Origin of the sequence: Yersinia rochesterensis, assembly GCF_003600645.1 — a bacterium.
GTDB classification, from domain to species: domain Bacteria; phylum Pseudomonadota; class Gammaproteobacteria; order Enterobacterales; family Enterobacteriaceae; genus Yersinia; species Yersinia rochesterensis.
Genome location: NZ_CP032482.1, coordinates 713,327 through 735,718 on the forward strand (window position 1 = coordinate 713,327; position 22,392 = coordinate 735,718).

Sequence of the window (22,392 nt, forward strand, 5' to 3'; positions counted from 1 at the left end):
TTACCCCGTTTTTTACAGGAGCCATTCATGTCTAATAGTCTGACCTATTGCGATCTTCCCGCCGAGATCTATCAATGGCCGGGTCTGCCACTTTCACTCAGTGGCGATGAAGTTATGCCGCTGGATTATCGTGCTGGTCATACAGGTTGGCTGTTGTACGGCAGAAAACTGGATAAAAAGCGCATTACTGATTTCCAACGTCAACTGGGCGCGGCAATGGTGATTGTCTCTGCCTGGTGTGTGGAGGATTATCAAGTTATCCGTTTGGCGGGTAGTTTGACTCCGCGCATTAAAACGCTGGCCGATGAAAGCGGGCTGGATGTGGCTCCCTTGGGCGCGATTCCGCATTTGCGCACACCGGGCCTGTTAGTGATGGACATGGATTCCACCGCCATCCAAATTGAATGTATTGATGAGATTGCCAAGTTGGCCGGTGTTGGTGAAGAAGTGGCAGCGGTCACGGAGCGCGCGATGCAAGGCGAGTTGGACTTCTCCGCCAGTTTGCGCCAGCGCGTCGCGGCCCTGAAAGGGGCGGATGCCAATATTCTCAAACAGGTGCGTGACGAATTGCCATTGATGCCGGGGCTGACCAGCTTAGTGTGCAAGCTTCAGGCGTTAGATTGGCATGTGGCGATTGCTTCCGGCGGTTTTACCTATTATGCCGAATATCTGCGCGATAAACTGCGGCTGGTCGAAGTGGCCGCCAATGAGCTTGAAATCAAAGACGGCAAACTGACGGGCAAAGTGCTGGGGCCGATTGTCGACGCGCAATACAAAGCCGACATCCTGCTCAAGCTGGCCGAAAGATTGAATATCCCGGTGGCGCAAACCGTGGCAATCGGTGATGGTGCCAACGACCTGAAAATGATGAAAGCCGCCGGTCTGGGTCTGGCTTTTCATGCTAAACCAAAGGTTTATGCCAAAGCAAAAGTAGCTATCCGCCACGGCGATTTGCTGAGTGTGCTGTGTATCCTGACCGGCAGTCTAAAGCGTGACGAAAAATAACTGCAGATGTTGATTATTTGATTGAGGTGAAACGTGGCTAAAGCACCAAAACGGGCATTCGTCTGTAATGAATGTGGCGCTGATTACCCGCGCTGGCAGGGGCAATGCAGCGCCTGTAATGCCTGGAATACCATTACCGAAATTCGGCTGGCGGCGGCAACATCCTCGACCCGCAATGAACGTTTTGGCGGCTATGCCGGTGATGCCGGAGTCAGTCGGGTTCAGAAATTATCCGACATCAGTCTGGACGAATTACCGCGCTTCTCAACCGGTTTTCTTGAGTTTGATCGGGTGCTGGGCGGCGGCGTGGTGCCCGGCAGTGCCATTCTGATTGGCGGCAACCCCGGTGCGGGGAAAAGTACTCTGCTGCTGCAAACACTGTGTAAACTGTCCGAAACCATGAAAACCCTGTATGTCACTGGCGAAGAGTCATTGCAACAGGTGGCGATGCGCGCGCACCGTCTAGGATTACCCACTGCTGGGCTGAATATGCTGTCTGAAACCAGCATTGAGCAGATTTGCCTGATTGCCGAACAAGAACAACCGCGGCTGATGGTGATCGACTCCATCCAGGTGATGCATATGGCGGATATCCAATCATCACCGGGCAGTGTGGCGCAAGTGCGTGAAACCGCAGCTTATCTTACCCGTTTTGCCAAAACTCGCGGGGTTGCCATCGTGATGGTAGGCCACGTGACCAAAGACGGTTCGCTGGCGGGGCCGAAAGTCTTGGAGCACTGCATTGACTGCTCGGTGATGCTCGATGGCGACGGCGACTCACGTTTTCGCACTTTGCGTAGCCACAAAAATCGCTTTGGTGCGGTCAATGAATTGGGCGTATTCGCCATGACCGAGCAAGGTCTGCGCGAGGTCAGTAACCCGTCGGCGATCTTCCTGAGCCGAGGGGATGAAGTGACGGCGGGCAGCTCAGTGATGGTGGTGTGGGAAGGGACGCGCCCATTATTGGTCGAGATTCAGGCGCTGGTGGATCACTCGATGATGTCGAACCCGCGCCGGGTGGCGGTCGGGCTGGAGCAGAATCGGCTGGCAATTTTACTGGCCGTGTTACACCGTCATGGCGGTTTGCAGATGTCGGATCAAGATGTATTCGTCAATGTGGTCGGCGGCGTAAAAGTGACAGAAACCAGTGCCGATCTGGCCTTGCTGATGTCGCTGGTTTCCAGTTTGCGTGACCGCCCACTGCCACAGGATTTAGTGGTCTTTGGCGAAGTCGGGCTGGCTGGCGAAATTCGCCCGGTGCCCAGTGGTCAAGAGCGTATTTCCGAGGCCGCCAAGCACGGTTTTAAACGCGCTATCGTGCCTTATGCCAATATGCCGAAGAAACCGCTGCCTAATATGCAGGTTTTCGGGGTGAAAAAACTGGCCGATGCGCTGGCGGTGTTGGAAGATTTATAGCGCTCATTAATTATATACATCAATGAGGTTTATTTTTATGGATGAAAATTTGGGTAAGCGGTACAAAATCACTTTTGCTATTCTTTGTTTATCTTTGTTATCTTCGTGTGCAACAAAAAAAGAACAGCAATTATTAGTATACAAAATCAATGATGAATATTTTTCTCTGGATAAAGAATGTGTTGAACGCGTATACCTGCGCGAAAACAGGCCTATATTTTATTTAAATGATAATGTAATTATAGAACTGGATAACAAAAAAGAGTGTGTACAACAATTCGCTGATTTTATCAGTTCGAATATTGGTGAGAAAATGAGTATGTTATTTAGGGGCACTGAAATAACGCCTGCTACTAGAATAATGACTGCAATGCCCTTTGACAGTGGGATCCTTTCTCAGGGAGTTACTAAAAGGGAGATAGCATTAGAGATAGTCAAGGGATATGCTCATTAAAAAATCCCGTGGTGTTTATATAAATGAATTTCATTATTTATAAACATAAATAAGTCATGGGATTTTATTTTACTTAATAGTTAACTCTAATGACCTGACCGACAGAATGACTTTTAAATCGTATTCTGTCTGTCCCGGCCCCACTCGCTTTAATCTGATAATTACCAGACCCCATAGTAAAGACCTGCTCAAGATGTGATTCTGTCGCGTATTCTATTTCCACATCAAAGGATGAGGGCGTATCTGACTCCGTGTCAAAACTCACGGTGTAGACATCGCTGTCACCAAAATGCCCGGCTAAATCTACCCACGGCCCCCAAAATAATGGTGCGGCCTATGCTTGTACTGTTGACGTATAAAACTCCTTTTAAATTATCATCGCCATACATGGCTGATATAATTGATTTAAACTGCATGGATATATACCCGTCATACTTCAAGCTGCATGTGCGTTAGCTGCTCTCGCTCACCCGAATCACTTACCTGAGTAAGCTCATCGGGATTAATGAGCCTCATCCTTGAGGCTCACCCTGCGGGCTAGCATAAATGCTGTTCAAATCGGTTCCCGACCGATTTGTTGCTCAATTGCCGCCTTCCCGCAACTCGCATTATTTAGGGTATAAAATAACTTATTTATCGGATATATAATTAATATATTTCCTCTTTGACATATATAATAAAATACTTATCGCATATCACCGTTCTAGAATGGCGAAAGCAATAATTGCACATCACTCTCCAGTTTCGCATAATAATTTTTATTGGTTGGAACTTACCTTGTTGATATATAAAGGCCACGACAATATTTAATGATTAAATGCAAGGGGGATGAATCAATATGAAATGTATTAAAAACCTATGTCTTTTATATAAACCAGAAACAATCATGAGAAACAGTAAGCTGCATGTGTCCAGAAACTCGAATTACTTTGATTATAGTCGTGTTCATTTTGCCGCATACTGTGTTATTTTTGTTTAGTGCGCTAAACAAGGAGGCGGTATGCTGCAATTCGACTATCTCAAAACAGCAATTAAGCAAAAAGGCTGTACTTTACAGCAGGTGGCTGATGCCAGCGGCATGACCAAAGGTTATTTAAGCCAGCTACTCAATGACAAAATCAAAAGCCCCAGTGCACAAAAGCTAGAAGCCCTACACCGCTACCTTGAGCTGGAATTTCCGCGCCGCGAGAAAAAAGTCGGCGTAGTGTTTGGTAAATTTTACCCACTGCATACTGGCCATATCTATCTTATTCAGCGCGCTTGTAGCCAGGTTGATGAGCTGCATATTATCCTTTGCTTCGATGAACCCCGTGATCGCGAGTTGTTCGAGAACAGTTCTATGTCGCAGCAGCCGACAGTCAGCGACCGCTTGCGCTGGTTATTACAAACTTTTAAGTATCAGAAAAATATCCATATTCATTCATTTGACGAGCATGGTATTGAGCCTTATCCCCATGGTTGGGATGTCTGGAGCCACGGCGTCAAAAAGTTTATGAATGAGAAAGGCATAGTACCGAACTTCATTTACTCCAGTGAAAGCCAAGATGCGCCGCACTATAATGAGCAGTTTGGCATTGAAACTATTCTGATTGATCCGCAGCGCTCCTTTATGAATATCAGTGGCCGCCAGATCCGCCGTGATCCTTTCCGCTATTGGGATTATATTCCGACCGAAGTGAAGCCCTTTTTCGTGCGCACCGTGGCGATATTGGGGGGCGAATCCAGTGGAAAATCCACCTTAGTCAATAAGTTAGCAAACATTTTCAACACCACCAGTGCGTGGGAATATGGCCGTGACTATGTTTTCTCTCATTTGGGCGGCGATGAGATGGCGCTGCAATATTCCGACTATGACAAAATTGCACTGGGGCAGGCGCAATATGTTGATTTTGCGGTAAAATATGCCAATAAAGTAGCATTCATTGACACCGATTTTGTCACCACGCAGGCATTTTGTAAGAAATATGAAGGGCGGGAGCACCCATTTGTCCAGGCGCTGATTGATGAATATCGCTTTGATCTGGTGATTTTGCTGGAAAACAATACGCCGTGGGTGGCTGATGGTTTGCGGAGCTTGGGCAGTGACCGCGACCGCAAATCTTTCCAGACCTTACTCGAGCAGATGCTACGCAGCAATAACATAGAATATGTCCATGTTGAATCGGCGGACTACGATACGCGCTTCCTGCGCTGTGTTGAACTGGTGCAACAGTTATTGGCCGCCGATTTGCAAAGACTTGCCCGCCCCTCAGTATTGACTGAAGCGCGGGAAGGGTAGGATCATTAATAGGCAATCACGATTTTACCCTGCATATGCCCGCCTGCGACTTGCGCGTGGGCAGCTTTCAAATTCTCAACCGTCAGGCCATGCAGTGTTTCACTCAGAGTACCTTGCAGTTTACCCTCATCCACTAACTGACTGACTTGCTTTAAAATTTCCCCTTGCTGGGCAATATCCGGCGTCGAAAACATGCTACGGGTGAACATAAATTCCCAATGCAGGGCGGCGCTTTTCAGCTTCAATTGATTCTGATCCAGCGGTTTTTCGTTTTCCACAATGGTACAGATTTGCCCCAGCGGCGCGATCAATTCACTGATAGCGGGCCAGTGCCCGTCGGTATCATTCAGGCAAAGAATATAATCAACTTTATCGATGCCTTCTTTTGCTAACTGTGCTTTCAGGTCGCGGTAATCCACTGTCAGGTCGGCACCGCGTTCAAGACACCAGGCGGCTGACTCTGGGCGTGATGCAGTCGCAATCACTTTGACCGGGCTGCGCAAGGCCGCCAGAGGGATTGCCAGGGAGCCAACGCCACCGGCTCCACCAATAATTAGCAGACTTTGATCCGCGCTAGCCTGTTGAATTTTCAGGTGTTCGAACAGCGCTTCCCACGCGGTGATGGCGGTTAGCGGCAGGGCGGCGGCCTGTGCCCAATTCAATGAGCGCGGCTTATGGGCGGCAATGCGGGCGTCGACCAACTGCTGAGTGGCGTTGCTGCCGGGGCGGGTGATATCACCGGCATACCAAACTTGGTCACCGACACGGAAACCGGTGACTTTCTCACCCACACTGACCACCACACCGGCGGCATCCCAACCCAGAATGCGCGGCTGTGGCAGACCATTTTTCTTCAGACCGCCATGAACCTTGGTATCCACCGGATTGATGGAAGCGGCTTTGACCTCAACCAGCAAATCAAATGCGCCGGGCGTGAGGGAATCTAAAGTGATTTCAATAAAATCAGCGGGTTGTTGCGGATTTACCGCAATAGCTTTAATTGACATGGTGATTTTCCTGCTCCTGTTTAGCCTATCCACTGAGTCTAGACCTTTCTAAGCAGAGTGATAAGATGGACAATCAATAACGCAGTGTTCGCCTGAGATAAACAATTATGTTTAAGCAACTCAATTATGTTTAAGCAATTACAGGATATGGCGCTGTTCGCCAAGGTCGCGGAATGCGGCAGCTTCACCCGCGCCGCCGCAATGGTGGGTTTACCTAAATCTAGCGTCAGCCAGCGGGTGAGTCAGCTCGAGCAGAATTTGGGGATTCGCTTATTGAACAGAACCACCCGTCAGTTGAACCTGACTTTTGCCGGTGAGCGCTATCTGGTGCATTGCCAGGAGATGCTGCAAGCCGCCGAACGTGCGGACTTGGCACTGCAACGGCTGAAAGACAACCCCAGCGGCCGTCTGCGTATTTCGACCCCCGCAGGGCTGGGAGCAACGTTGTTGGCACAGTTGGCGACAGATTTTCAGCAGCAATATCCTGATGTTCTGCTGGAGGTTTTGGTGTCAGATACTATGGTTGATTTGGTCGAGGACGGCTTTGATGTGGCGCTACGCACCGGTAAACCGCAGGATTCGTCACTGATTGGTCGGCGATTAGGATACGCGCCGCGTTATCTTTTGGCTTCCTCCGCTTATCTGGCCCAACACCCGCCATTGCTTCATCCACGTCAGCTCGATACCCACCGCTGCATTGCCCATCGTGCCTGGCAGGCGCTGATTTTACGCTATGAAGATGAGTTTTATCGCTGGCAGGTTCCTGCGCTGCATGTGACTGATAATTTGTTATATGCCCGTGAGTGTGCGCTGAATGGCGGGGGGATTACGCTATTGCCCGCATTTCTAAGCCGCGAAGTGGTCGCCAGTCGGCAGTTAATTGAAGTTTTGCCACAGTGGCAAGCGGAGGGAAATGAGCTGTATTTGGTCTACCCGAGCCGCAAGCTGAACTCTCCAGCACTCAGTTGCTTTATAGATGTGGTGATTGGGCACCCGGTATTTGAGGATTATGTGCAAGGGCTGGAAATATCTTGAGTGATAGATAGGCCCCTTTCCTATGAAAAAGGCCTGCAATTGCAGGCCCTTAGTCTAGATAATAATCAAAAACTATTTGGTCATTTTCTTATACTTAATACGGTGTGGTTCCAGTGCTTCGGCACCCAGAGTGCGTTTTTTCCACTCTTCGTATTCAGTAAAGTTACCTTCGAAGAATTCCACTTTACCCTCATCTTGATAATCGATGATGTGAGTGGCAATTCGGTCAAGGAACCAGCGGTCATGGGAAATAACCATGGCGCAACCTGGGAATTCCAGTAAGGCGTTTTCCAGCGCGCGTAAGGTTTCGATGTCCAGATCATTGGTCGGTTCATCGAGCAGCAACATGTTGCCGCCCACCTGGAGCAATTTGGCCAAATGGATACGGCCGCGCTCACCACCGGACAGTTCGCCCACCCGTTTGCCCTGATCAATGCCTTTAAAGTTAAAGCGGCCAACATAGGCGCGGCTTGGAATTTCAAAGTTGCCGATCTTCATGATGTCCTGACCGCCGGAAACTTCTTCCCACACGGTTTTACTGCCATCCATGTTGTCACGGAACTGATCAACCGAGGCCAATTGCACGGTATCACCCAGTGAGATTGTGCCGGAGTCCGGTTGCTCCTGGCCCGATAACATGCGGAACAGGGTGGATTTACCCGCACCGTTCGGCCCGATGATCCCGACTATCGCGCCTTTTGGCAGCGCAAAGGTCAAATCGTCAATCAGCACACGGTCGCCGTAAGACTTGCTCAGATGCTCAACTTCCAGCACTTTATCACCTAAACGTGGGCCAGGCGGAATAAACAACTCGCTGGTTTCGTTACGTTTTTGGTATTCAACGCTGTTAAGTTCTTCAAAGCGAGCCAGACGCGCTTTACCTTTCGCCTGACGGCCTTTAGGGTTTTGGCGAACCCATTCCAGCTCTTTCTCAATAGATTTACGACGAGCAGCTTCAGAAGAGGCTTCCAACGCCAGACGGGCGTCTTTTTGTTCCAGCCATGAGGAATAGTTGCCTTCCCATGGAATACCTTCACCACGGTCCAACTCCAGAATCCAACCCGCGACGTTATCGAGGAAGTAACGGTCATGGGTGATGGCGACCACAGTGCCTTCATAATCATGCAGGAATCGCTCCAGCCATGCCACGGATTCAGCATCCAAGTGGTTGGTCGGTTCATCCAGCAGCAGCATGTCTGGTTTTTCCAGCAGCAGGCGGCAGATGGCGACACGGCGGCGCTCACCACCGGATAAATTGGCAATTTTTGCATCCCAAGGTGGCAAACGCAGAGCATCAGCCGCACGTTCTAACTGGTTATCCAGATTATGACCGTCGTGGGATTGAATAATGGCTTCTAGCTCACCTTGCTCTTTCGCTAACTTATCGAAATCAGCATCAGGATCGGCATAGAGCGCATAAACTTCATCTAAACGGGTCAGGGCGCGCTTCACTTCGCCGACGGCTTCTTCAACCGACTCGCGCACTGTTTGTTCAAGATTCAGTTTTGGTTCCTGTGGCAGGTAACCGATTTTGATGCCGGGTTGTGGGCGCGCTTCACCCTCAATGTCAGTATCAATGCCAGCCATAATGCGCAACAGGGTGGATTTACCGGAGCCGTTAAGACCCAGCACACCAATTTTTGCCCCAGGGAAGAAACTCAGGGAGATGTTTTTCAGAATATGCCGTTTCGGTGGAACTACTTTACCGACACGATGCATAGAATAGACGTATTGAGCCACGTTGCCTCAGCCTCTCTAGATCAGTTTTTATTAGGATATCTGGTGCGGAGTGTAGCCCGTTTTACTATACCCGTCATCTTTCAAGTCGCAGGGGTGTTGGCTGCTCTCACGCACCCGAATCACTGACCAGTGTCAGCTCATCGGGATTTCCTCGTTTGCCGCCTTCATTTTTTGCGCTTCCCGTTGGTGGCATCCGCAATGTGAGATTTATCTTAAGTTATCTTTGCGATGCATAAAAAAAGCCCGGCGGAATAGCCGGGCTTGATTGGATAACTGATTGATATCAGATAGGATTCTAGCCGCGTTTGAAGCGCCCGATGACCCATTTTTCGACTTCTACAATTAAGAAGATGGCGATAGAGACCAACAGTGTGATGCCCCAGTAATAAGCCGGTAATGGCTCGGTACCGAAAGCGGTGTTCATAAACGGCAGATAGATAATAGCTAACTGCAATAGAATCAGCACACCAGAAACTAACCACAATCCCTTGTTAACAAACACTTCTTTGTTCAGCGGGAATCTATCCATCACACGGCAGTTAAACATGTAAATCCACTGCGCGGTTACCAAGGTTTGCATCAACACGGTGCGGATAAATTCAGTGCTGTAGCCGCGTGGTTCCATATAGGCTTCCAGGGCGAATGCACTGCACGCAATCAAGGTGCCGACAAACGCGATACGCCAGATGGCATGGCCGTCTAACACGTGTTTTGATGGGTCACGTGGGTTGCGGCGCATGATGCCTCTTTCTGCCGGTTCAAAGGCCAAACCGAAGGAAAGTGTGGTGGAGGTGGCCATGTTTATCCACAGGATTTGCAGTGGCGTTAGCGGAATCACCGCACCAGCCAAGATAGCAAAAATGATTAACATCCCTTGCGCCAGGTTAGTCGGCAACACAAACAGAATGGTTTTTTTCAGGTTATCGTAGACCCGGCGGCCTTCTTCAACCGCGTGGGCTATGGTGGCGAAGTTATCATCTGACAGCACCATATCGGCGGCTTCTTTTGTTACCTCGGTGCCTTTGATACCCATGGCAATGCCCACATCGGCTTGTTTCAGCGCCGGTGCATCGTTCACGCCATCGCCGGTCATCCCGACGATTTCGCCTTTCTCTTGTAATGCTTTGACCAGACGCAGTTTATGCTCAGGGCTGGTGCGGGCAAAAATATCATAGCGAACGGCTGCTTCGGCCAGTTCTTTATCATCCATATGCTCCAACTGGCCACCGGTAATGGAGTCTTTCCCATTGCCTATGCCCAGCATGGCACCAATCGCCATCGCGGTTTCCTGATGGTCGCCGGTGATCATCTTCACGCGAATCCCCGCCTGTTGGCAGGTAGCAATGGCGTCGATAGCTTCAGGGCGCGGTGGGTCCATCATGCCAGCGATGCCGACAAACACCATGCCTTGCTGGATATCACTGTGTTCTAACTCGCTGACAGTCTGTTCTGTTGGGCGGTAAGCCGCCGCCAACATGCGCAGGCCCTGCTGGGTGTAGCGCGTCATCTCGGCATCCCAGTAATCACGACGGAAAGGAATTACGCCCTTATCCGTCAGTTCTTGCTGGCAGAAAGTAAACAGCACATCGGGTGCGCCGGTCAGGAAGATACAGCTTTCAGACTCAACCTGATGGCTGGTTGCCATGTATTTATAGGCAGAATCGAAAGGAATTTTACCGTGCTGAGTCACCTGGCCCAGTTCAATACCTGATTTGGCCGCCAAGACTTTCAGTGCGCCTTCGGTGGGGCCGCCCACAATAATCCAATGGCCTTGGTCATTCTTTTGAATCTGGCTGTCATTACATAAATTCACCGCAGTGATAAATGTTTTTAACGGCCCGGCGAGAACGGCTTGTTGGTCACTGCCTTCCGGATAAATGTTACCCACTGGCTCATAGCTTTCACCGGTGACCCGGTAGCAATTGTCAGCCAGAATCACCGCTTTGACGGTCATTTCATTCATCGTCAGGGTGCCGGTTTTATCGGAACAGACGACGGTCATGGCACCCAAGGTTTCTACCGTTGGCAGCTTGCGAATAATCGCGCGGTTACGCGCCATTGCTTGCACACCCAAAGACAGAATAATCGAAATAATGGCCGGTAACCCTTCAGGAACCGAGGCCACAGCCAGGCTTATCAGCGCCAGCAACAACTCATCCACTGGCAGGTCGCGCAGGATAAAGGCGAAGACAAATAAGAATGCCATCATCACCAGAATCAGGATGAAAATCGCTTTACCCAGGCGGTCCATTTGTTGCAGCAGTGGGGTGCGGGTGGCTTCAACCGTCGACATCATTTGGTTGATATGACCCAGTTCGGTATCACCGCCACTGGCGATGACCACGCCTTTTGCTGTACCGGCACTGATAGTGGTGCCCGAGAACAACAGGTTTTTGCGGTCGCCAATCACTGATTCATTTTCAATCACCCCAATTTGCTTCTCAACCACGGTTGATTCACCGGTCAGGATAGCTTCTTCAATCTGGAGGTTGTGAGCTTCGAGTAACCGTAAGTCAGCCGGGATTTTATCCCCCGGTTTCAATGTGACGATATCCCCCGGCACCAAATCCTGTGCATCAATGGTTTTTGCATTGCCATCACGGATGACCACAGCTTTACTGGAGAGCATATTTTGGATGCTTTTCAGTGACTTCTCGGCTTTGTTTTCCTGAACATAACCAATTAATGCGTTAATGACGGCGACACAAAGAATGATAATGGTATCGACCGAGTGGCCCATAAGGCCTTTGACTAACGCAGCAGCTAATAGAATGTAAATCAGGACATCATTAAAATGAGCGAGAAATTGCAGTAGCGGGTGCTTACTTTTTTTTGCGGGTAGTGCATTGGGGCCGTATTGTTTAAGGCGTTCTTCGGCTTCTTGTTGGCTTAACCCTTCTTCGCGGCTTTTTAGCTGCTGCAAAGATTCTTCCACAGTGAGTTGATACCAAGCCTGGCCTTCTGGCGGCGAGGCGGGTTTGGGGTTTGATGAATTTTGCATTGAAAGAACCTTCTTAAAAATTAAAAATCTGAAATCTATCTGTTTTTCATCTCATTACCGTCGAGGTAACGGCGCAGGGCAGCAAATGCTCTTCCGTGAAAAATCCTGCTCCTAAATTATTTGATTTTTATTAAAAGACAAAAAAATGATTCTGAATGATATGTTTATATCAACATAGTTATATTAAGCAAGGATAGTAGATTTTTATCAAAATAGCGTCTTGATCTGAGATAATAAAATCGAAATTATCGGTCATAATTATCTAATAACATATTGAATAATAAGTTAATTCTAAGAAAATTTTTCTGTGACTTATATTTCCCAATGTCCTGAATATCATCCATCATTTCAATCATCACTCAGAAAGATTAATTATCCTTGCCCATTTGTAGGTGTAATCGCTGGCTATCAGGTGAAACTCTTAGTTAGTATGTCCTGCTGCCGGAACTAATCATGACTATGCTAATCAGAAGTTGCGGTAAGCAAAATGCAGTAGCCAACAACCAGTGAGGAAACAGTGAGTATGGACAAGTGGCGATATCTGGCGATTGGCGTGTGTCTGGTGACGACCTCAGGAGTGGCATTTGCCGACTCCATTGATGCCCAACGGCAACGCTATCAGCAAGTTAAACTGGCTTGGGACAGCAATCAGATGGATACCGTGGCGCAACTGATGCCCACATTGCGTGAATATCCGCTGTATCCGTATCTGGAATACCGCCAGTTAACGCAAGATTTAAGCCAATTGAGTGCGGCGCAAGTGACCGATTTTCTGACTCGGAACCCCACATTGCCGCCAGCAAGTTCGCTATCATCCCGTTTTGTTAACGAGCTGGCGCGTCGTGAGGATTGGCGCGGGTTATTGGCGTTCAGTCCACAAGCCCCTAAACCGGCGGTAGCTCGCTGTAATTATTACTATGCCAAATGGGCCACTGGCGAGCAGCAAGTCGCCTGGGATGGTGCCAGCGAGATTTGGCTCAACGGCCAGACGCTACCGGGTAGCTGCGATAAATTATTCAGTGTCTGGCAACAAGCCGGGCATCAAACCCCATTGGCAACATTGGCGCGTATGAAGCTGGCGCTGAAAGAAGGTAATGCCAGTTTGGTGAGTTACTTACTCAAGCAACTGCCAGCCGATTATCAGACCATGGGCACGGCACTGGCAAAATTGCAAAGTGACCCGGCCAGTGTCGAAAGTTTTGCTCGAACTGTCGGGCCGACAGATTTTACCCGCTCAGCCACTATCATTGCCTTTACCCGGCTGGCACGGCAGGACGTGGAAAATGCGCGTGCGATGATCCCAACGCTGGCGCGGCTGCAAAAAATGAGTGACAGCGAGAAGCTGGAACTGGAAGAAGCAGTGGCCTGGCGTCTAATGGGCAATGATGCGAATTACGAGCAAGCCAAATGGCGTGATCAAGTCACTTTGCGTAGCCATTCCACCCCGTTGCTGGAGCGCCGCATCCGTATGTCGCTGGGCACCGGCGATCGCCAAGGATTAGCGGCCTGGATGGCCCGTTTACCGGCAGAGGCACAAAATAAAGATGAGTGGAGCTACTGGCGTGCCACATTGTTGCTGGAGCAGGGTAAGAAAGCCGAGGGCGAAGCCATTCTGCGTAGCCTGATGCAGGAGCGCGGTTTCTATCCGATGGTCGCCGCGCAAAAACTGGGGGTGCCTTACCCGATTAATGTTGAAGTGGCCACCAAACCTGATGCTTCACTGGCGCAGCGGCCTGAAATTGCCCGGGTGCGCGAGTTAATGTATTGGAATATGGACAATTTGGCCCGCAATGAGTGGAGCTATTTGGTCGCCAGCCGCAGCAAACCGGAGCAGGAAGCACTGGCGCGCTATGCATTTGACCAAAAATGGGCTGACTTGAGTGTTCAGGCGACCATTGTGGCCAAATTATGGGATCATCTGGAAGAGCGCTTCCCACTGGCTTGGCCAAAAGAATTCCGTCAGGCGACTGAAGGCAAAGGAATAACTCCAAGTTATGCAATGGCAATAGCTCGTCAGGAAAGTGCCTGGAACCCGAAAGCACAATCGCCCGTCGGGGCGGCAGGTCTGATGCAGGTGATGCCGCGGACTGCGGAACACACGGTCAAACTGAATAACATCCCCGGTTATGTGAACAGCAGCCAGTTGCTCGACCCTGTCACTAACATTGAGATTGGCACCAGCTATCTGGAAGAGGTTTATCAGCAATTTGGGCGCAATCGGATTTTATCCAGTGCAGCCTATAACGCCGGCCCATCGCGGGTGAATACCTGGTTGGGAAATAGCAGTGGACAGGTGGATGCCGTGGCATTTATCGAAAGCATTCCGTTCTCAGAAACGCGCGGCTATGTAAAAAACGTCTTGGCGTATGATGCTTTTTATCGTCACTTTATGAATCGCCCGGCTAAGGTGCTGAGTGATGCCGAGTGGCAGCGGCGCTACTGATCCTCTTCGTCCTTGACGCTGCGGCGGTGTTAGCAGCGCTTGCTCACCCGAATCACTTACTGGAGTAAGCTCATCGGGGTTTGCTCGCTTGCTGCCTTGCCGCAACGCCAATGACTTTGAGGGGGCTAGTCGTCCTTGACGCTGCGGCGGTGTTAGCTACACCTGCCGCAACGCCAAGTTCTTTGGCTATATCTGAGGTTATGATAAGCTGTTGTACTAGTTAAATAGTATGGCGGCTTTTCCTATCATGACAAAACTACGATTGACCGATCCGAATCTGTCGACTGAAGATAATCAGCACTGGCTGACTTTTGTTGCGTTGCTACAAGACGCCATTGCGCAAGACCTCCATTTACCGCTACTGCAATTGATGCTGACACCTGATGAGCGCACTGCTTTAGGGACGCGAGTGCGTATTATTGAGGAGTTAATGCGGGGGGAATTAAGTCAGCGGGAACTCAAGAATCAGTTGGGCGCAGGGATTGCGACTATTACGCGCGGCTCCAATAGCCTGAAAGCCGCACCTCCAGAGTTAAAGAGCTGGCTTGAAGCCCAGTTATTAACCAATAAATAGTTAACAAAGTAAGTCGTTAACAAATAAGCCGCAGACCAATACTTAACCCTACAGCGCTGGGCGCTGGTAAATCTCATTATGAAAGGGAACCAGCGCCAGCAGCAGCGCTTGATGGTAAACACTGGTGCGAGTCAATTTGCCGTCGGTAAAAATGCCGATGGCACCACCTCGGTGTTTTACATTCGATATTCCGGTTAAATCTGCCATTTCGTCGCCCAGCTCACGGCCTTGGCGAATCCCTTGCAATATAATATCGGGCAGCATCAAGCTGGCAGAACGGGATTCTCCCCGCAACTGCAAGTGTTCAATTACCATCCACGCAAAGGTCATATTATCTTCAATACCGGCTTCAACCCCAACCCAAAAATCAGCATCAGGACGCACTTGACGGGCATTGTGCACGCGCTGTCTGGCGCCAGTGCGCGTCTCAGGGCTGCCTATGGGTTGTAAGGGAACACCGCTATCGACATTGACACCCTCAATGCGATACTGACTGGGGCCATAAACGTCATCGAAAGCGAGGCTGATAGCCTTAATCTTTGCAGGGTTGGTAGTTGCGGCAACAACATGGTACATAATGAGTTAAGAATCCATGTGAAAGTTTTGTGTTTATTTCACGCAGTATAACGGAAAAATGACATGTTACAGGTATATCTCGTGCGCCACGGCGAAACTATATGGAACGCGGCACGCCGCATTCAGGGCCAATCGGACAGTCCACTGACCGACACTGGAGTTCGTCAGGCAGAGTTGGTGGCGCAACGGGTTCGCAGCCAAGGGATCACCCATATTATTACCAGCGACCTTGGGCGCACAAAGCAAACGGCCCAAATTATTGCCGATGCTTGTAGGCTCACGATAGTCGAAGATCCACGTCTGCGTGAACTGAACATGGGCGTGCTGGAAACGCGCCCGATAGAAAGTTTAACGCCGGAAGAAGAGCAGTGGCGCAAGCAGATGGTCAATGGCACAGAAGGTGCTCGAATTCCTGAAGGTGAGTCGATGGCCGAATTAGGGCGGCGGATGCATGCGGCCCTGAATAGTTGCCGAGAGTTACCTGAGGGTAGTAAGCCATTACTAGTCAGTCACGGTATGGCGCTGGGCTGCTTATTGAGCACTTTGCTGGGGTTGCCCGCACATGCTGAACGGCGGCTGCGTTTGCGCAACTGTTCGCTATCACGGGTTGATTATCAGGAAAGCCCATGGCTGGCTTCGGGTTGGGTCATTGAAAGTGCTGGCGATACCGCCCACTTGGATATGCCAGCACTGGATGAGCTACAGCGTTAACGCTTGATAGGAATGAGATATTCACACTTGAGTGAGGCCGGAGGCCCATCTTTCGGCTTCCCTTGAGGGAAGAATCGCTCGATATCGTATCCACGCCGACGGGTTAATTCTAACTGTGGTAAACAGGTGCCATACAGTGTCAGGATGAAGTTCTGCAACCCTTCTAGTGGCCCGTCATAGCTAAACTGCACATATTCGCCACCTTGTAAGATAACCGGTTGCCCTTCCTGCACATTACCCGGCACATGTTGTGGCTCAATGGCGGTAGTGTAGAAAATCTCTTGCTCATCATCTTTCTCCTGATTTGGTCGGGAGTGATGTAAGCCATAAAGTACGGGCGGCAAATGGTCTGCGTCACCAAGATACTGTTGCCAGAAATGCGATCGCAATTGAGTACGATGAGTCGATATTTGCTCAAGAGTACAAGAATAGCTCTGTGTTAGCCCCACCAAATGCTGCTCAGGTAAAGTAATGAATTCTGGTTGAGGTAGCGTATATTCCCCTAGCCGAATCGGTGGACATATTCCGGCTGAATGCCAATCTTCAGCCCGGCGGTACAACGCAGGTGTTTGCGCAAACTGTTTCTTAAAAGCACGAGTGAAAGTTTGCTGTGAGTCAAAACGATATTGCAGAGCAATATCCAGAATAGGGCGGCTGGTTAATCGCAATGCGACAGCGGCTTTAGACAGCCTTCTGGCACGGATATACGCACCGATAGCATTCCCGGTGACATCTTTGAACATTCGCTGTAAATGCCATTTTGAATAACCTGCTTTGGCGGCGACATTGTCCAATGCTAAAGGCTGGTCTAAATGACTTTCTAGCCAGCTAAGCAAATCACGAATGATACTGGCTTGATCCATAGATCTTCCTCGTAAAGCGGCCTAAATTTAGGGTATTAGTCATATGAAAAGAATAGCTCTGGCGCATAGTAGCAACTTTTTATGTTCCCGACTGCTTAAGAATTTACTGCCATTGTGTGTTAAAAAAGCATCTAAGATTTATAAAGTGACTTTTTAACCAGTATTTTATTATTAGCGAAATCTTTTAACATTAGATAACGTTATTCAGTGGTTTGGAGTAAGTGTATGAAAAAAAATTGGATATTCCTTGGTTGCATACTTTCTTTGGGATCAATAATGGCCCATGCAGAGGAAATTGGCTCGGTTGACACGGTATTTAAATTACTGGGGCCTGACCATAAGATCGTGGTTGAGGCCTTTGATGACCCCGATGTTAAAAATGTAACTTGTTATATCAGCCGGGCAAAAACCGGTGGTATCAAAGGGGGCTTAGGGTTAGCTGAAGATACTTCTGATGCGGCAATCTCTTGCCAGCAAGTGGGGCCGATTGAGTTAAGTGACAAAATTAAGAACAAGAAATCTGACGGTACTGTAGTTTTCCAGAAGCGAACTTCATTAGTCTTTAAAAAGCTACAGGTAGTTCGTTTCTATGACCCGAAACGTAATGCCTTAATTTACCTGACTTACTCCGACAGAATTGTTGACGGTTCACCGAAAAACGCCATAAGCGCGGTGCCTATTATGCCGTGGGAAGATAAGAAATAGGGAGTATATACACTAAATAATTCGAGTTGCAGGAAGGCGGCAATTGAGAGACAAATCGGTCGGGAACCTATTTGAACAGCATTTATGCTAGCCCGCAGGGTGAGCCTCAAGGATGAGGCTCATTAATCCCGATGAGTTGACGCCAGTCAATGATTCGGGTGAGCGAAAGCAGCCAACACACATGCAGCTTGAAGTAGGACGGGTAAAAAAGCCAGCATGTGAGTGCTGGCTTTTTATTGTAGACATGTCAGAGAGTTACTCTTCCAGGTCACCACAGAAACGATAACCTTCGCCGTGGATAGTCGCGATGATCTCTGGGGTGTCCGGCGTAGATTCAAAATGCTTACGAATACGACGGATAGTCACGTCAACAGTACGGTCATGCGGTTTCAACTCGCGACCGGTCATTTTCTTCAGCAATTCGCCACGGGATTGGATCTTGCCCGGATTTTCGCAGAAGTGAAGCATGGCGCGGAACTCACTACGTGGCAGTTTATACTGCTCGCCAGTAGGGCTTATCAGTGAACGGCTATTAATATCCAGTTCCCAGCCATTAAATTTATAGCTCTCAACCAAGCGGCGCTCTTCGCCAACATTACCCAAATTCATGGTACGTGACAGCAAGTTGCGTGCCCGAATGGTTAATTCGCGCGGGTTGAAAGGTTTGGTGATGTAATCATCAGCACCAATTTCCAAGCCAAGGATCTTATCTACTTCGTTATCACGACCGGTCAGGAACATTAGGGCAACACTTGCTTGTTCACGAAGTTCCCGTGCCAGCAACAGGCCATTTTTGCCCGGCAGATTGATGTCCATGATAACTAAGTTGATATCATTCTCAGACAAAATGTGGTGCATTTCTGCGCCGTCATTGGCCTCATGAACAACATAGCCTTCCGCCTCGAAAATGCTCTTCAGGGTGTTACGAGTAACTATCTCGTCTTCTACGATCAGAATGTGCGGGGTCTGCATGTTTGCTACCTAAAATTGCCAACAAAATAGAAATAGGAAGTACAAAAGTCTTTGTTATATTAGGATTTTTATTGACTAGTTACTCGTCATCCCGTTCATCACATGACTAAAGTACGTAAACGCGTTCTTGATGCACTTTCCATCAACGTCAACAACATCACTAGCTTGGTCGGGGTGTTACTCCCTACAGCCCCAAAGGTGACAAAAGCGGCGCATATCCTAACCCTATTAACAGCAATATAACAGTGTGAGCCGAATGTACCACCCAACAAAACTACGCTTTGTTGACATATATCAAATTCAATTGTAGCACGTTAACACTTTTGTGAAAAAGACTTACAAGAATACCAGCTTAAGCCAAAGTGGGTTAAATTATGTGGTCGATTCAGTGTTATTAATATTAAAAATCGCAGGCCAGACGTAACAAAAAAATGAATTTTCTAATTTGTTGATTTTTATTGTTAAAAATCAATATTCTTTCGTCATAGTACCAATGAGCCTACTTTTCTTATCAATGGTCTATTTCGACTAAAAACATTAGAAGAATTATCATCAATGTTAGTTAAATGTAAAGGGCGGTGGCGAGGTTTTTATTTTTGTTTCTTTTTTAATCACTTGGGTGAAAAGCGGCCCTGTAAAAGATAGCGTTGTTGCTCGCTTTAAAAATTATATCAATTATCTGTCACCGTCTTCTCTATCTTAGTTAAGTGAAAAGCTCTCAGCTAAGTAAAAAAAACCGCAAAATATATTATGTTGGTTAAATGTAGTTTCATGGTTTTATTGTCTGCATTATTTGTTTTTTATTTGTGCATATAACCGAATTCTGCTGTCATGATGAAATAATAACTCACCTAGGAATGGTTAGTTTCTTGAGCTGGGCGACTGAAAAAATTTGACTTGAGAGGCCGATTGCTTTAACCAATAGAGGTAGAGACATATTATTAATGAGACAGACAGACGAAATGCTATACATCAGCCTGAATACAACAATTATTACCACCACCGAAACCACAGGTTACGGGGCGGGCTGACGCGTACAGGAAACAACAGAAAAAAGCCCGCACCTAGACAGTGCGGGCTTTTTTTTTCAATCAAATCTTTGCAAAAAAGTTTGCGATAAAAAAAGCGCGAAAGCGGGAGAGAATCAGAAATGCGAGTGCTGAAATTTGGCGGGACATCAGTAGCAAATGCAGAACGCTTTATGCGGGTTGCCGATATCATCGAAAGTAATGCGCGGCAGGGACAAGTGGCGACGGTATTATCCGCTCCCGCGAAAATTACCAACCATCTGGTCGCGATGATCGACAAAATGGTGGCCGGGCAAGATATCTCGCCGAACATCAGCGATGCTGAGCGAATTTTTTCCGAGTTGCTGCGGGGATTGGCTGATGCTCAACCGGGCTTTGACTATGAGCGTTTAAAAGCGCTGGTGGCCCATGAGTTTGCGCAACTCAAACACGTCCTGCATGGTATCTCGTTGCTTGGCCAATGCCCTGATAGCATCAATGCCGCCATTATCTGCCGTGGCGAAAAACTCTCTATCGCTATCATGGAAGCATTATTCCAAGCCAAAGGTTATCAGGTTAGCGTAATTAATCCGGTCGAGAAATTGCTGGCACAGGGCCATTATCTCGAATCTACGGTTGATATCACTGAATCTACCCACCGCATCGGCTCTAGCAAGATCCCAACTGACCATATCATCCTGATGGCCGGTTTCACTGCCGGTAATGACAAAGGGGAGTTGGTGGTGCTGGGGCGCAATGGTTCCGACTATTCTGCTGCTGTGTTGGCTGCTTGTTTACGCGCTGATTGTTGTGAAATCTGGACTGATGTTGATGGGGTCTATACTTGCGACCCACGGGTGGTACCTGATGCCCGATTATTGAAATCGATGTCATATCAGGAGGCGATGGAGTTGTCCTATTTTGGCGCTTCGGTTCTCCATCCCCGCACTATCGCCCCTATTGCTCAGTTCCAAATTCCTTGCTTGATTAAAAATACCTCTAACCCGCAAGCCCCCGGCACCCTCATTGGTGGTGAAAGCAGTGATGACGGCTTCCCGGTTAAAGGCATCACCAACCTGAATAATATGGCGATGATTAACGTGTCTGGCCCTGGAATGAAAGGCATGGTCGGTATGGCGGCCCGCGTCTTTGCCGTGATGTCACGCAGCGGTATTTCAGTGGTGCTTATCACCCAATCTTCTTCTGAGTACAGCATCAGTTTTTGCGTGCCACAAAGCGAGTTAATCCGCGCCCGCAAAGCATTGGAAGAAGAGTTTTATCTGGAATTAAAAGACGGCCTCTTAGAGCCATTGGATGTTATGGAGCATCTGGCGGTTATCTCGGTCGTCGGTGATGGCATGCGCACCCTGCGCGGTATTTCAGCTCGCTTCTTCTCGGCGTTGGCTCGCGCTAATATTAATATCATCGCGATTGCGCAAGGCTCGTCCGAGCGCTCTATCTCTGTGGTGGTCAGCAATGATTCCGCCACTACCGGGGTGCGTGTTTGCCACCAAATGTTGTTCAATACCGATCAGGTGATTGAAGTGTTTGTCATTGGTGTCGGCGGGGTCGGCGGGGCATTAATCGAACAAATCTATCGCCAGCAGCCATGGCTGAAACAGCGTCATATAGATTTGCGCGTGTGCGGCATTGCCAACTCCAAAGCCATGTTGACCAATGTGCACGGCATTGCGCTGGATAACTGGCGTCACGAGCTGGCCGAAGTGAAAGAGCCGTTTAATCTCAGCCGCTTGATTCGCTTGGTAAAAGAGTATCATTTGCTCAATCCGGTGATTGTCGATTGTACCTCTAGCCAAGCCGTGGCGGATCAATATGCAGATTTCCTGGCGGACGGTTTCCATGTCGTCACGCCAAATAAGAAAGCCAATACCTCATCAATGAATTACTACCGTCAGATGCGCGCAGCAGCAGCAAAATCATGCCGTAAATTCTTGTATGACACCAACGTCGGCGCGGGCCTGCCTGTTATCGAAAACTTACAGAATTTGCTTAATGCTGGTGACGAACTGATGCGTTTTTCTGGCATTCTGTCAGGGTCGCTGTCCTTTATCTTCGGCAAGTTGGACGAGGGGATGACATTATCCGAGGCCACATTGCAGGCCAAAGCTCTGGGTTATACCGAGCCAGACCCGCGCGATGACCTTTCTGGGATGGATGTCGCCCGTAAATTGTTGATTTTGGCCCGCGAAGCAGGGTACAAACTGGAGTTGGCAGATATTGAAGTTGAATCAGTTCTGCCAGCCAACTTTGATGCCAGCGGCGATGTAGATAGCTTCCTCGCTCGCTTGCCGTCACTGGATGCCGAGTTTAGTCGCCTGGTGGCAAATGCCGCCGAACAGGGCAAAGTGCTGCGTTATGTCGGGGTGATTGAAGAGGGGCGCTGTATCGTCCGGATGGATGCCGTAGATGGTAACGATCCGCTGTATAAAGTTAAAAATGGCGAGAATGCGTTGGCTTTCTATACCCACTATTATCAGCCAATTCCGTTGGTGCTGCGCGGGTATGGCGCGGGGAATGACGTGACAGCGGCCGGGGTATTTGCTGATCTTTTACGCACATTATCATGGAAGTTGGGAGTTTAAAT

Annotated in this window: 18 protein-coding genes, 1 pseudogene and 1 other annotated feature; of the genes and pseudogenes, 12 read left to right on the plus strand and 7 right to left on the minus strand. The window is 48.8% G+C overall.

Annotation, left to right across the window (positions count from 1 at the left end; genetic code table 11):
- Positions 1-27 precede the first annotated feature (27 nt).
- The 3 genes from serB to DXZ79_RS03390 are packed head-to-tail and all read left to right on the plus strand — an operon-like array spanning position 28 to position 2,875.
- Complete coding sequence (gene serB / locus DXZ79_RS03380) at positions 28-1,005, plus strand: phosphoserine phosphatase (RefSeq protein WP_038636495.1); 978 nt, start codon at positions 28-30, stop codon at positions 1,003-1,005.
- Between the two features lie 33 nt (positions 1,006-1,038).
- On the plus strand, positions 1,039-2,421 hold the full coding sequence (radA, locus tag DXZ79_RS03385; RefSeq protein WP_038636492.1) for a DNA repair protein RadA: 1,383 nt from the start codon (positions 1,039-1,041) through the stop codon (positions 2,419-2,421).
- Between the two features lie 37 nt (positions 2,422-2,458).
- Positions 2,459-2,875 carry a hypothetical protein gene (locus DXZ79_RS03390; protein WP_120011110.1) on the plus strand — a complete coding sequence of 139 codons (417 nt, stop codon included), beginning with the start codon at positions 2,459-2,461 and terminating at the stop codon, positions 2,873-2,875.
- A 73-nt stretch (positions 2,876-2,948) separates the two neighbouring features.
- On the opposite strand, the pseudogene DXZ79_RS21110 reads toward DXZ79_RS03390, so the two are convergent.
- A pseudogene (locus tag DXZ79_RS21110) lies at positions 2,949-3,149 on the minus strand (colicin Z C-terminal domain-related protein); the annotation flags it as partial.
- A 726-nt stretch (positions 3,150-3,875) separates the two neighbouring features.
- On the opposite strand from DXZ79_RS21110, the gene nadR reads away from it, so the two are divergent.
- Complete coding sequence (gene nadR / locus DXZ79_RS03400) at positions 3,876-5,153, plus strand: multifunctional transcriptional regulator/nicotinamide-nucleotide adenylyltransferase/ribosylnicotinamide kinase NadR (RefSeq protein ID WP_038636487.1); 1,278 nt, start codon at positions 3,876-3,878, stop codon at positions 5,151-5,153.
- A 5-nt stretch (positions 5,154-5,158) separates the two neighbouring features.
- On the opposite strand, the gene DXZ79_RS03405 is transcribed toward nadR, so the two are convergent.
- Positions 5,159-6,160 (minus strand): zinc-binding alcohol dehydrogenase family protein, encoded by a 1,002-nt coding sequence (locus DXZ79_RS03405; protein WP_038636484.1) that lies wholly within the window; start codon positions 6,158-6,160, stop codon positions 5,159-5,161.
- Positions 6,161-6,286: 126 nt separating this feature from the next.
- On the opposite strand from DXZ79_RS03405, the gene DXZ79_RS03410 reads away from it, so the two are divergent.
- Complete coding sequence (locus DXZ79_RS03410; protein ID WP_038636481.1) at positions 6,287-7,195, plus strand: LysR family transcriptional regulator; 909 nt, start codon at positions 6,287-6,289, stop codon at positions 7,193-7,195.
- Positions 7,196-7,267: 72 nt separating this feature from the next.
- Here DXZ79_RS03410 and ettA read toward each other — a convergent pair whose 3' ends face one another.
- Positions 7,268-8,935: an energy-dependent translational throttle protein EttA gene (gene ettA / locus DXZ79_RS03415; RefSeq protein ID WP_038636479.1), complete on the minus strand. Its 1,668-nt coding sequence runs from the start codon at positions 8,933-8,935 to the stop codon at positions 7,268-7,270.
- A gap of 295 nt (positions 8,936-9,230) precedes the next feature.
- Complete coding sequence (locus tag DXZ79_RS03420) at positions 9,231-11,936, minus strand: cation-transporting P-type ATPase (protein ID WP_038636475.1); 2,706 nt, start codon at positions 11,934-11,936, stop codon at positions 9,231-9,233.
- Positions 11,937-12,459: 523 nt separating this feature from the next.
- On the opposite strand from DXZ79_RS03420, the gene sltY reads away from it, so the two are divergent.
- Positions 12,460-14,379 carry a murein transglycosylase gene (gene sltY, locus DXZ79_RS03425; protein WP_120011112.1) on the plus strand — a complete coding sequence of 640 codons (1,920 nt, stop codon included), beginning with the start codon at positions 12,460-12,462 and terminating at the stop codon, positions 14,377-14,379.
- Between the two features lie 247 nt (positions 14,380-14,626).
- Entirely contained in the window at positions 14,627-14,953 is a 327-nt protein-coding gene (gene trpR / locus DXZ79_RS03430; RefSeq protein ID WP_038636470.1) for a trp operon repressor, read from the plus strand.
- Between the two features lie 48 nt (positions 14,954-15,001).
- On the opposite strand, the gene yjjX is transcribed toward trpR, so the two are convergent.
- A complete protein-coding gene (gene yjjX / locus DXZ79_RS03435) occupies positions 15,002-15,529 on the minus strand; it encodes an inosine/xanthosine triphosphatase (protein ID WP_038636466.1) in 528 nt (175 codons plus the stop codon).
- A gap of 63 nt (positions 15,530-15,592) precedes the next feature.
- On the opposite strand from yjjX, the gene gpmB reads away from it, so the two are divergent.
- Positions 15,593-16,240, plus strand: coding sequence for a 2,3-diphosphoglycerate-dependent phosphoglycerate mutase GpmB (gene gpmB, locus DXZ79_RS03440; protein WP_038636464.1), 648 nt, complete (start codon positions 15,593-15,595; stop codon positions 16,238-16,240).
- Here gpmB and robA read toward each other — a convergent pair.
- Positions 16,237-17,103: an MDR efflux pump AcrAB transcriptional activator RobA gene (gene robA, locus DXZ79_RS03445; RefSeq protein ID WP_038636461.1), complete on the minus strand. Its 867-nt coding sequence runs from the start codon at positions 17,101-17,103 to the stop codon at positions 16,237-16,239. The genes gpmB and robA overlap by 4 nt on opposite strands.
- Before the next feature lie 225 nt (positions 17,104-17,328).
- On the opposite strand from robA, the gene creA reads away from it, so the two are divergent.
- Positions 17,329-17,808: a protein CreA gene (creA, locus tag DXZ79_RS03450; RefSeq protein WP_038636458.1), complete on the plus strand. Its 480-nt coding sequence runs from the start codon at positions 17,329-17,331 to the stop codon at positions 17,806-17,808.
- Between the two features lie 255 nt (positions 17,809-18,063).
- Here creA and arcA read toward each other — a convergent pair whose 3' ends face one another.
- Positions 18,064-18,780, minus strand: a complete 717-nt coding sequence (arcA, locus tag DXZ79_RS03455; RefSeq protein ID WP_004389406.1) for a two-component system response regulator ArcA — start codon at positions 18,778-18,780, stop codon at positions 18,064-18,066.
- 102 nt (positions 18,781-18,882) lie between these two features.
- Here arcA and yjjY point away from each other — a divergent pair, with 102 nt between their 5' ends.
- The 3 genes from yjjY (at position 18,883) to thrA (ending at position 22,390) form a co-directional block, all read left to right on the plus strand.
- Positions 18,883-19,023 carry a YjjY family protein gene (yjjY, locus tag DXZ79_RS20890; RefSeq protein ID WP_004706054.1) on the plus strand — a complete coding sequence of 47 codons (141 nt, stop codon included), beginning with the start codon at positions 18,883-18,885 and terminating at the stop codon, positions 19,021-19,023.
- A 719-nt stretch (positions 19,024-19,742) separates the two neighbouring features.
- On the plus strand, positions 19,743-19,811 hold the full coding sequence (gene thrL, locus DXZ79_RS03460; protein ID WP_099528731.1) for a thr operon leader peptide: 69 nt from the start codon (positions 19,743-19,745) through the stop codon (positions 19,809-19,811).
- Positions 19,750-19,868: a sequence feature (Thr leader region), on the plus strand. Its footprint overlaps the gene before it by 62 nt.
- Positions 19,869-19,930: 62 nt before the next feature.
- Positions 19,931-22,390, plus strand: a complete 2,460-nt coding sequence (gene thrA, locus DXZ79_RS03465; RefSeq protein ID WP_038636454.1) for a bifunctional aspartate kinase/homoserine dehydrogenase I — start codon at positions 19,931-19,933, stop codon at positions 22,388-22,390.
- The last annotated feature ends 2 nt before the right edge of the window (positions 22,391-22,392 follow it).

What these genes read in the sequence shown, in the direction of transcription:
- serB (WP_038636495.1), top strand. Translation starts at nt 28, where the DNA reads ATGTCTAATAGTCTGACCTATTGCGATCTTCCCGCCGAGATCTATCAA.
- DXZ79_RS03390 (WP_120011110.1), top strand. Translation starts at nt 2,459, where the DNA reads ATGGATGAAAATTTGGGTAAGCGGTACAAAATCACTTTTGCTATTCTT.
- nadR (WP_038636487.1), top strand. Translation starts at nt 3,876, where the DNA reads ATGCTGCAATTCGACTATCTCAAAACAGCAATTAAGCAAAAAGGCTGT.
- DXZ79_RS03405 (WP_038636484.1), bottom strand. Translation starts at nt 6,160, where the DNA reads ATGTCAATTAAAGCTATTGCGGTAAATCCGCAACAACCCGCTGATTTT.
- DXZ79_RS03410 (WP_038636481.1), top strand. Translation starts at nt 6,287, where the DNA reads ATGTTTAAGCAATTACAGGATATGGCGCTGTTCGCCAAGGTCGCGGAA.
- DXZ79_RS03420 (WP_038636475.1), bottom strand. Translation starts at nt 11,936, where the DNA reads ATGCAAAATTCATCAAACCCCAAACCCGCCTCGCCGCCAGAAGGCCAG.
- sltY (WP_120011112.1), top strand. Translation starts at nt 12,460, where the DNA reads ATGGACAAGTGGCGATATCTGGCGATTGGCGTGTGTCTGGTGACGACC.
- trpR (WP_038636470.1), top strand. Translation starts at nt 14,627, where the DNA reads ATGACAAAACTACGATTGACCGATCCGAATCTGTCGACTGAAGATAAT.
- yjjX (WP_038636466.1), bottom strand. Translation starts at nt 15,529, where the DNA reads ATGTACCATGTTGTTGCCGCAACTACCAACCCTGCAAAGATTAAGGCT.
- gpmB (WP_038636464.1), top strand. Translation starts at nt 15,593, where the DNA reads ATGTTACAGGTATATCTCGTGCGCCACGGCGAAACTATATGGAACGCG.
- robA (WP_038636461.1), bottom strand. Translation starts at nt 17,103, where the DNA reads ATGGATCAAGCCAGTATCATTCGTGATTTGCTTAGCTGGCTAGAAAGT.
- creA (WP_038636458.1), top strand. Translation starts at nt 17,329, where the DNA reads ATGAAAAAAAATTGGATATTCCTTGGTTGCATACTTTCTTTGGGATCA.
- arcA (WP_004389406.1), bottom strand. Translation starts at nt 18,780, where the DNA reads ATGCAGACCCCGCACATTCTGATCGTAGAAGACGAGATAGTTACTCGT.
- yjjY (WP_004706054.1), top strand. Translation starts at nt 18,883, where the DNA reads ATGACTAAAGTACGTAAACGCGTTCTTGATGCACTTTCCATCAACGTC.
- thrA (WP_038636454.1), top strand. Translation starts at nt 19,931, where the DNA reads ATGCGAGTGCTGAAATTTGGCGGGACATCAGTAGCAAATGCAGAACGC.